This is a genomic window from Actinomadura geliboluensis (assembly GCF_005889745.1).
In the GTDB taxonomy this organism is placed as follows: domain Bacteria; phylum Actinomycetota; class Actinomycetes; order Streptosporangiales; family Streptosporangiaceae; genus Spirillospora; species Spirillospora geliboluensis.
The window spans coordinates 1-9728 of the sequence record NZ_VCKZ01000345.1; the positions used below are offsets into that span (position 1 = coordinate 1).

The following is a 9728-nucleotide window of genomic DNA, read 5'->3' on the forward strand; positions in this document are numbered from 1 at the left end:
AGGGCCAGAAGACCTACGGGTGGGCCGAAGCCCTCAACGAACTCGCCGACGCCTACCCAGACCGCATCCAGTAAAGACAACCAGACCCACAACAAGATCATCTTTACACACTTCGAGTTACAGGCTCCCCCCGAACGTTGGGGCTGTTCTTGACCGCGATTGTGTTCTCAGGGACCAGCACCCGGCGGTCTCAACCGGTCAGTGCACCATCAATGAGATGATCTTGGTGGTCTGCTGATGGGAGTGTGGGGTGCGGGGTCGGCCGTTGTCCGTGGTGGAGCGGGACGAGATCTTGAAGGGGATCTGTGAGGGTGTGCCGGCGTCGTTGATCGCGGCCCGGCTGGGTCGGGATCGGTCGGTGATCTCGCGGGAGATCGCTCGGAACGGCGGCCGTGACGCTTACCGGGTGCATGCGGCGACCGAGCGTGCCGAGCGGCTGGCCAGGCGGCCCAAGCAGCGCAGGCTGATGGCTGATCGGCGGCTGCATGACGAGGTCGCGGCGGGTCTGGGGAGGCGGTGGTCGCCGGAGCAGATCGCGGGCAGGCTGGTGGAGGACTACCCGGCCGATCCGAGGATGCGCGTGTCTCACGAGACTATCTACCAGACCCTGTATCTGCAGGCCAGAGGCGAGTTGCGGACCGAGTTGAAGGTGGCGTTGCGGCGCGGTCGGGCCGAGCGGCGCCCGCGCGGGTCGACCCGCCTCAAGCAGGCCCGGATCGCCGGGATGGTCAACATCAGTGAACGGCCCGCCGAGGCCGCCGACCGGGCGGTGCCCGGCCACTGGGAGGGTGATCTGATCATCGGGAAGGGCGGGAAGTCGCAGGTCGCGACGCTGGTCGAGCGCAGCACACGGTTCTTGATGCTGGTCCAGATCCCCTACCACCGGACCGCCGACCGGGTCGCGTCCCGGCTGGCCACCGAGCTCAGGCATCTTCCTGAGCAGCTGAAGCGGTCGCTGACCTAGGATCAGGGCGTCGAGATGGCCGGTCACGCCGACTTCACCGTGGCCAGCGACGTACCGGCCCTTGAGCAGCAACCGACCGGCCAACGGCGTTAGCGAGCCGGGCTGAGTGGAGATACCGCCGTCCGCCGGTCCGGAGCAGGTGAGAATCCGTTGACGTTGTGGGCCCCACCTGCGCACGCTGAGCAGGTGAGCGGTGACAGGGATCGGCGGCCGATCGGTGATCTGCTGGACGAGGTCGAGCAGGATCTACGGGAGTTGGACCCGGCCGACACCGTGGTGGCGTTGCGGGCGGTCTGGCAGGCGTTCTGCGTTGTTGGAGCGGCGGGAGAGCTGCTGTCGATCTGCGCCGATCCCGGACACCTACCCAACGCTGTGGGGCAACGCCGAGCCGGTCCTGTCGACTGCGGTGCGCACGGTGGAGAGCGCCCCATCGTTGAAGGCGACGTTCAGCACCGAGATCAACCCCGCCGGCGGGCCAGGCGACCGGCTCGACGGCGAGGCCGCGCACGAGGTCCACCGCCGCATCCTGAACGTGGCCGTGGCCATCCATGAGTACCTGCCCAAGGTGTACGAGCAGGCCCGCCGCGACGGCGATCGCCGAGTCTGCCGGCAAGCGACGGTCCTGGCCGGCGAACTGATCGACGTCTACGAGGGGCGGCTGCGGTCGTTCCTCAACCCGTGGCGCACATCCTTCGGGCCGGGCACCATCCGTATCCGCGGTCAAGGCCGCGGCCGACAGTCGTCGGCAACCAAGAACACCAACAAGAAGCGGAAGAAGAAACGCAAGCGGTAGGGCGGTGGTGCGATGGGCGGCGGCCGTGATCTCGATCGCCGACACACTGGTCGGCGTCGGTCGCAGAAATGACCGGTTGTGCGAGACCGGCGCACGGCCGCGGCGACACCGTGTCCGCCCAGGTCGCGATTCTCAGAATTCCTCGCAGAACCCGATGGTTCTGCGAGAGGGTTCTGCGAGACTGGCCGGGTGGAACTGACCCCGGATGAGGCGGCCGATGCCGTCGAGGCGCACGACTGCCCGGCATGTGAGGTGATGGCGCCCTCGCCGTGCCGCACCCGGGGCGGGAAGGTCGCGGCCAAGTACCACACCGCCCGGTTCATCCTGGTGCCCGCGCTGCGCGACCTCCTCGAGGTACCCGTCCCGGCCGGACGTCGGCCCGGCGCACCCTGGCAGGCGCTGCCGCCGGTGCCGGCCGCAGAGATCGGCCCGGCCGCGCCGCCGATCCGGATCGGGTACGCGCGCTGCTCCACCAAGGGCCAGGAACTCGACAGCCAGCTCGTGGCTTTGCGCACCGCCGGGTGCACCCGGATCTTCTCCGAGAAGATCTCCACCCGCGTCAAGGTGCGTCCCGAGCTTGAGGCCGCGCTCGCGCTGTGCCGCGACATCAAGACGGCCGCGCCCGCTCAGACGGTCCTCTTCACCGTGCACGAGCTCAAGCGGCCCGCACGTAACGCCGCCGAGCTGATGACGCTCGCCAATGGTCTGCAGGCCGCCGGGATCCAACTGGAGTTGCTGCCCGCTCACGGGCATCTACGACCCGAACGGGCTGGGCGCGATGCTGTTCGCGGTGCTGGCCGTCGCCGCAACCCTGGAAGGCCAGCAGGCCGCGGCCGCCCGCGGCAACCACGGCGGCCGCCCCAAGGTGATCGACGACGACATGCTCACCTTCGCCCTCGCGCTGCGCGCCAAGGGCCTGCCAGTGCCTGCAATCGCCGCCAAGCTGAAGATCACGACCGGGAAGAACGCGGGCAAGCCGCCCTCGGTCGCCTCGCTGTACCGGGCCCTAGCCGACGCCGACTCGCGCGCTGAGCACCGCGAACGCGAACGCCCACGGGCATAGCCGCCGATATTGCTAGGACCTCTTGAAGCACGGCGCTGAGCATGAGTTTGCCGTCCTCGTCTTTGCGCGTGTTCCCGTAACGGAACACGCGTTTGGCCGCATGCGGACTTCGACGTACCGCGGGCGCGCCTACGTGATCACACGTTCGATCGAGCGTCGAACCGACAGTGGTCAATCGAGTCACATCGGCCCCGAGGGCCTCTCCCGTGCATCTCTCCCGAGATAGGGCATGTCAAGGTTAAAAAGAGAGTAAATTTTGTGGATCGCCGATAGGGCATTTACTTTTGAGTTTTCTGTTGTTGACATGTTAGCGACATGACTCCACGCAAAGGGAGACTCTGCTATGGCTGGACCTTTCGCCAAGGCCGCCAGGGGACTGCTGATCGCGGCGGTCGCCACCACATCCATCGGTGTTCTGGCCGCCGCGCCGGCTTCGGCCGACAGCGATGGCGCGGCGCTCGTACCGCCGCCGGTCATCGTGAGCTACTGGAGCACCGAGCGTGAATGCGAGGCCGCGGGCGCCAACGGCCTGTACCAGGGCGCCTGGTACGACTTCGTCTGCTTCTACAGCAGCAGTGCTCACGCCTGGGCGCTGGACGTGGACTACCACATGTCCCCCCAGAAGGCGCCGGTGGGCCACAACCAGTCCGCCTGAGTGGACGCTGTGGGGCTCGGGTCGGCTCACAGGGCCCCGAGCCCCACAGCGGGCAGACCGATTACTGTGTTGTGGCGTCGGCGCTGCCATGCCAGCATGGCTTATGGGTTTTTTCGACGATCAAATGCCGGCTCTTCCAGAAATCGCTGCGCCGCGCCCTTGGGAGCGGCCTTCGACAGTGGTCCCCAGTATCGTCCCACTGCGGCTCACCCTGGCGCACACTGAACAAGCAGCAGTCCTCGTCACGGAAATCCTCGTCTATCCGGCTGGCTATGAGCTAGCGGTAAGCGCGCGCACGCGGGTGAATGTCCAAGCGCTCGGTCGATTCTCTTCCGCCGCCTCGTCAGACGGTGTCCCCAGCGACTTCCTACGCTTTGGGGTCCAGTACTCCGACGGGACCAAGGCCACAAACCTGGGGGCCGGTGCCCGCCTCCCAGGTCAAGAGCCCCATCAGCCGATCCTGCGGACCCTGCTTGTGGGAGGCCACCCCCACGGGACCGACTGGCGGTACTGGGCGTGGCCACTGCCGCCGGCCGGCCAGATCTCCTTGATCTGTCAGTGGCCGGCCCTGCAGATACCCGAGACCCGCGCTGACATCGATGCTGAGGTGATCTTGGGCGCGGTCGACGGTTGCGTGGACCTCTGGCCCGCTGAGTCGTAGACGGCCTGTGGGTAAGGGAACGACCACTGGCCACCATCTGAGCCGTTGAGGCAAGGTAGGTGGTGTCATTCTTTCGGTGCCGGGTGATGTAGCAGTCGACCGAACGGTCCCGCTGAGGAATCCCTGGCGAGGGGCGGCACCGGGGCAAGTAGTGCAGATGGGCCGACCCGGAGGTGAGGTGATGACCGTGACCCTGGACGCCTCACCGCCCGGGCCCCAGCTCAGTGTGGAGATGGTCCCGGCTGGGCCGTGGCTGATGGTGGAGCTACGCGGCGAGCTGGACAGGTTCACCGTTGCGGCGCTGCTGGACCGGGCCGGCGCGCTGATCGCCCACGAGGTCCCACCGCGGGTGGCGCTGGAGTTGTCGCAGGTGTCCTTCTGCGACTCCTCGGGCCTGAACGCCTTCGTCCGGTTGTGGAAGAGCGCCGGCGCCGCCGGTGGGGAGCTGGTGCTGCTGCGTCCGCAGTCGCGGCTGGCGGCCTCGCTGGCGCAGACCGCGATCGACAGCCGTATCCGCGTCCTCGAAACGCTCCCGGCCTGAGCCTGGGGCAGCCGGGCCTGTTAACTCCCTGGATGTTGTAGTGCGTCCCATGGTCGGCCACGATGATTAGGTTTACGGTGCGAGCATGGATGATCTTCCTGTTCCGTCGCCGCAGATGGTGCGCGCCGCGCGCGCCCATCTGACCCGCCGCTTCGGGAAGGGAGTGGACGCCCTGCTGTGGCAGGAACACCACCACCCGCTGCCGGACACCGATGCCGTGGCCAAAACGATCGTCGCCGTACGCGCCGCGCACGCCGACGGGCAGCAGCCCCCCGACCCCACCGACCTGGGCGCCGCCCTGCTGGTGCTGCAGGCCGCGCGGCTGGACATGGACCGGCTGGAAGCCGACCTGCTCGCCGCCGTCCATGAAGCCGGCCTGAACTGGGAGCAGATCGCCGCGGTGCTGGAGCTGCCCGACGCCGCCGCAGCCCGGGAACGCTTCGAGAAGCTGCGGCCCCGCCTCGACGCGCCAGTCGCCCCGGTCCAGCCCCCCAAACCCGGCTAAGACTCCGCGAAGCTCAGCCGGGCGCACAACGATCGCCCCGGCTGATCAGTGACCATTGCCGCTGTACCCGCGGATGACGGCTGAGGGGAAGCTCCCTTGCCTACGGGCCCAGACCGCCCACCACCGGACCCGGGGACCCCCGGATCCGGACCTGCAGTCCATGCGGCGGTTGCCGAGACCGGCTGCGATGCCCATGAGGACACCGGCTATGGCGACCCAGCGTGGCGTGCGGCTCAGGCGGCGAGGTCAAGGCCGAGGCCCGCGTCCATGTCGATCTGGATCGTTGCCGTAAGGATGGCGTGCGTCCACAACAGCGGTTGCGGGGAGATCTCCTCGCCGAACGTCGCCCGAGGGGCCCGTTCAGACCTCGTCTTCGTCGTCCTCGCCGGCGTCGGGGTCGCGCAGGTCGCGGATCGCGCCGGGCGACAGGTCGGGCAGCACGAAGCTGTAGGCGCCGTGCACCCCCAGGTGCCGGCTGACGAACGGCGAGAGCCGGGCCATGTCCTCCTCCCGGACCGGGTAGCCCTGCGCCTTCAGTTGGGCGACGGCCGCGTCCAGGTACACCGTCGTCCACAGAACCACGCAATTCAGAACCAGGCCGAGGACGCCGAGCTGGTTCTCCAGGCCCCGTTCGTAGCGGTGGTACAGCTCGCCCTTCTTGCCGTGGCAGATCTTGCGGGCCAGGGCGTGGCGGCCTTCCTGCAGGTTGCGGACGTGCTTGATGTCGCGCCGGTAGGTCTCGTCGACGTCGATGTAGGCCAGGATGTGCAGCGACTTGAAGATCCTGCCGTAGGCGGCGATCGCCTCGCCGAGCGCGGTGGGGTGCCCGTCGCGCTGCAGCATCGTCACCACGTCGTAGGCGCGGACGGCGCCGGTGTAGATGGAGGCGACCACCCGCAGGACCTCGTTCCAGTTCCTGCGGATCTTCCGCAGGTCGATCTTGCCCCGGGCGAAGGTGTTCAGCGGCCCGTAGTCGGCGCCCTCGTCGATGCGCCAGCCCTTCTGGTCGGGCAGATCGGCCAGCGCGGGCCGGTAGGAGATCCCCAGCAGCTCAAGGAGCCCAAAGACAACGTCAGAGTAAGAACCGGTGTCCGACACCACGATCTCGGGGAGCTCCCCGCCGTCCAGCCCGAAGATGACGTCGACCATGTGCAGCGAGTCGCGGACGATCCCCTGATCGTTCATGGCGTTGAGCCAGGTCATACCGCGCCGCGATCCGAAGAACTTGCGGTTGGGGCGGGCGAACGCGGCCGGGACCGGGACCACGAACCGCATCCCGTCGACCGCGGCGACCATGCCGCCGCCCCACGCCCGGGCCAGCGCCAACCCGGCCTGGCGAGCGACCAGCGGCGCATTCGCCGGCGCGAGGGTCTCGGGCCGGAAGTAGTTCTGGAACACATGCGACAACCGCGAGCGCTCCAGCGCGGGCACGCCCTTCTTGGCGATCGGCCGGTACCCGACGTTCATGGAATGCGCGGCCAGGCACGCCGCGATCGAGATCGGCAGATCCTCCAGCCGGGACCGGCCACCCGACACCGCGGTGAACGCCTCCACCAACTGCGGCTCCCAGCTCATCACCTCCAAGATCACCTCGGGCAGGTCCACCCGCGGCAGCATCGCGGTGGTGCGGGCACGCAAGTCCACCAGCGACGGCGGCTCCTCCACCGCCTTCACCCCGGTCAGGTGGATCTTGCCCGCCTCGTCGATGCGGACCTCGGAGTTGGCGGCCAGCCGCCCACCGACCTGCCGGAAAGCGGCATCCAGCGTCCGGGTGTGCTCGGCCAGCAGCGCGTCCGGGGTGGCCGGCAGGCCCAGCGTGGTCAGCACGTCCGGCCGGACCTGCTCCCATCGCTCCCCCTCCAGCAGCTGAGCCTGCGGGTTGCGCCACCTGGTCGAGGCGTCGGCGTAGATCTCGCGGCGCTTGAGATGCCGGTAGAACTGCTCCAGCACGCAGAAGGTGTAGGCGTGTCGGTTCACCGCGCCCCCCTCGTGCGCGGGATGGCCGAACACCAGGCGCTTCCAGGGCCCGTTCACCACCGCCGCATCGATCACCTTGGCCGGGACCAGCGGCGCGGTCAGCCGGCTCCGGTAGGCCAGCACCTGCGGAAGTCCCCGCATCGCCGCCAGCACCGCCGCTCCCTCGGCGTTCGCCCCGAACTCGATGACCTGCGGCAGCACCTTCAAAAACCCCGACACCGTGGTGTACCGGCCGACCAGCTCGCTGCGCCAGTCATCGGGATCGGCGGCATCAGCCGGCGGCACGCTGTCGTTCACCAGCACCAGCGCCGCCCGCAGCTCCGCGCGCGACACCACCGCCTCGATCGCCTCCCACACCTCCGCGACCCGCGGTTCCTCCTGCGGGCCGCCCCACCCGTCGGACTCAAACAGCGCCTCCACCGCCACCGCCAGCCGCGCCGAGGCCCTGGCCAGCTTGGGGTGCTTGCGCACCGTCTCCTTGTTCGCCGCCGTCTGCGCCTTGTTCAACAGCTCGGTGGCCATCAGCAGATCCAGCAGCTCCAGGGTGTCGTCGACCGACTTGGCCTCCAACTGCCGCACTGTGGCTAGCAACGTCGCCAACCGGCGGCCGTCGCCATGACGACGCAGCTGCGAGGCGTCCGCGCTCATCCCGTACTTGGCCAGCTCCGCCAAACGGCGCGGCGGCACCAACGCCTCAGCCCCCAGCTCGGCCATCCCCAACCCCATGACCTCGGCGACCTGATCGAGCGCCTTGATCATCGTAGGGCCGCTGCCACGCGGCACTGGACCCTTGCGCCACCGCTCCAGGTCCGACACCCGCGCCCCCGGCGGTACCACCAGCAGCTGATCCAGCACGTACCGCTGGCCCACGGTCAACCGCTCTTCCAGCACACTCCACAGACGGCGGGTGGTCTCCTCGCGAACCTGAGCGACCAGCCGCGTCAACGTGGTCAGGCCCGGCAGCAGCACGCGGCGTTCCCGCAGCCATCCCACCGCGTCGGTGAAGATCGCCTTCGGGCCGTCTCCCGACGTCCAGGAGCGGGCCGCCACCCACTCCCGCAACTCCGCCTCCGCTGCCGTGAACTCCTTCAGCCCGTGCGCCCGCCGGATCTCCCACTGGTGATCCAGCTTCGTCTTGGCCCGCTCGGTGTAACGCTTCACCGCCGACGGATCAGCGACCTCCAACTGCTCGGCCACAAAGTCCAGCACCACCGTCGGCACGTCGAGCGGATCCTCCAGGAACGAACCCACCCACCGGACCGTCACCAGCTGAAGCGCGAACCCCAGCTTCATGTGCTCGCCACGATGGCGGTCGATCAGCGCCCTGTCCTCGTCATCGAGGAAGAACACCCGCTCCAGGTCCGCCCGCGACGGCACTCCGGCATAACGGCCATAGGCCGCTGCCACATCATCGGTCAGGAAATCCACCGGCATGCGCCGCAACGTAGGCCCGACCCACCGGTAACCAACCCACAGCAACCAAACACGCACTGGCCGCATCGGGCCACGCCCACATCGGAACGCTCAACGGCGACAACGCCGCTCAACCCCGCTCGCTAACGCCGTTGGCCGGTCGGTTGCTGCTCAAGCCCCGTACCCGTGTTCTTCTGCGATCCGCATTCGCCCTGGCAGCGTGGCAGCAACGAGAACACCAACGGCCTTATCCGTCAATACCTCCCGAAAGGTGCCGACCTTTCCTGTTATACTCAGCGGCAGCTCAACGAAATTGCTGCGAGTTTGAATGAGCGACCTCGCCGGACCCTTAAGTTCAGGACGCCGGCTGAGGAACTCAACGATCTACTTGCGGCAGCAGGTGGTGCACTGACCGGTTGAGACCGCCCCCGGCTGCACCGCAGAGCCCTGGTCCAACTCATCCCGGCCACGCCATGGGGCCTGTGTCAATGGCCATTCCGGAGCTTTCCATGGCCGCTGTCAGGCCTGGCCCTCGCCGACTTCGGCCTGGAAGCTACTCTGGCTCGCCTGCCCTGCTTGGCGGCCGCCGGTGCGGCCGAGAGATACCTCCGGCGTACCGGAACGAGAGGTCACTCCAGCGCCAGTCCGAGCAACCGCCTAACGCGACTTTTCGTTCCGATGCTCGTCATGGCCCGCATCCCCACCACCCCAACCCCATAACAGGTCCTTCTAGAACCCAGAACGACCATCTCTTGGACTTATGGTGCGGCGGCGACCACGATGGGAGCCGGAAGCAGACCCGACCACGAAGGACCACCGTGACCGCGCACGAGAAGGCCATGCGGCCCGAGGACATCACCCGCCTGTTCGTCGAACGCTCCAACGCCGGAGACGCCGCCGGCGTCGCCGCCCTCTACGAGCCGGACGCGGTCATCGCCTACCCGCCCGGCTCCCAGACCACCGGCCGCGACGTCCAGGTAGCGAACGGACCGCGTGGGGGAGTTTGGGACTTGGCTTCTTCCTGGCTGGCATGCGGCCGGGGCGGCCGGCGGCGAACCCGGCGAGGATCAGGTCGTCGGTCGACACGGCGTCGAGCCGGCCGGCGGCGAGGGCGTCCATGCACGCGCCGTAGGTGTCCACGGTGACCGGCTTCGCG

Annotated in this window: 7 protein-coding genes and 3 pseudogenes; 8 read left to right on the top strand and 2 right to left on the bottom strand. The window is 68.3% G+C overall.

Features of this window, described 5'->3' with window-relative positions:
- Positions 1-265: 265 nt before the first annotated feature.
- From ETD96_RS33850 to ETD96_RS33875, 7 genes and pseudogenes are all read left to right on the top strand, one after another.
- Positions 266-964, top strand: a complete 699-nt coding sequence (locus tag ETD96_RS33850; protein WP_138640561.1) for an IS30 family transposase — start codon at positions 266-268, stop codon at positions 962-964.
- A gap of 313 nt (positions 965-1277) precedes the next feature.
- Positions 1278-1757, top strand: coding sequence for a hypothetical protein (locus tag ETD96_RS33855; protein ID WP_138640562.1), 480 nt, complete (start codon positions 1278-1280; stop codon positions 1755-1757).
- A gap of 255 nt (positions 1758-2012) precedes the next feature.
- Positions 2013-2435, top strand: a pseudogene (locus ETD96_RS48270) (recombinase family protein); the annotation flags it as partial.
- A gap of 100 nt (positions 2436-2535) precedes the next feature.
- Positions 2536-2820, top strand: coding sequence for a hypothetical protein (locus ETD96_RS47090; RefSeq protein WP_240808424.1), 285 nt, complete (start codon positions 2536-2538; stop codon positions 2818-2820).
- A gap of 343 nt (positions 2821-3163) precedes the next feature.
- Positions 3164-3475 carry a hypothetical protein gene (locus tag ETD96_RS33865; protein WP_138640563.1) on the top strand — a complete coding sequence of 104 codons (312 nt, stop codon included), beginning with the start codon at positions 3164-3166 and terminating at the stop codon, positions 3473-3475.
- An 842-nt stretch (positions 3476-4317) separates the two neighbouring features.
- Entirely contained in the window at positions 4318-4677 is a 360-nt protein-coding gene (locus tag ETD96_RS33870) for an STAS domain-containing protein (RefSeq protein WP_171069366.1), read from the top strand.
- Between the two features lie 85 nt (positions 4678-4762).
- Positions 4763-5182: a hypothetical protein gene (locus ETD96_RS33875; RefSeq protein WP_138640565.1), complete on the top strand. Its 420-nt coding sequence runs from the start codon at positions 4763-4765 to the stop codon at positions 5180-5182.
- A gap of 360 nt (positions 5183-5542) precedes the next feature.
- Here ETD96_RS33875 and ETD96_RS33880 read toward each other — a convergent pair whose 3' ends face one another.
- On the bottom strand, positions 5543-8593 hold the full coding sequence (locus ETD96_RS33880) for a Tn3 family transposase (RefSeq protein WP_138640566.1): 3051 nt from the start codon (positions 8591-8593) through the stop codon (positions 5543-5545).
- 159 nt (positions 8594-8752) lie between these two features.
- Here ETD96_RS33880 and ETD96_RS33885 point away from each other — a divergent pair.
- Positions 8753-8992: pseudogene (locus ETD96_RS33885) on the top strand (IS30 family transposase); the annotation flags it as partial.
- 510 nt (positions 8993-9502) lie between these two features.
- Here the strand turns inward: ETD96_RS33885 and ETD96_RS47095 are convergent.
- Positions 9503-9728 (bottom strand): annotated as a pseudogene (locus ETD96_RS47095) (hypothetical protein); the annotation flags it as partial.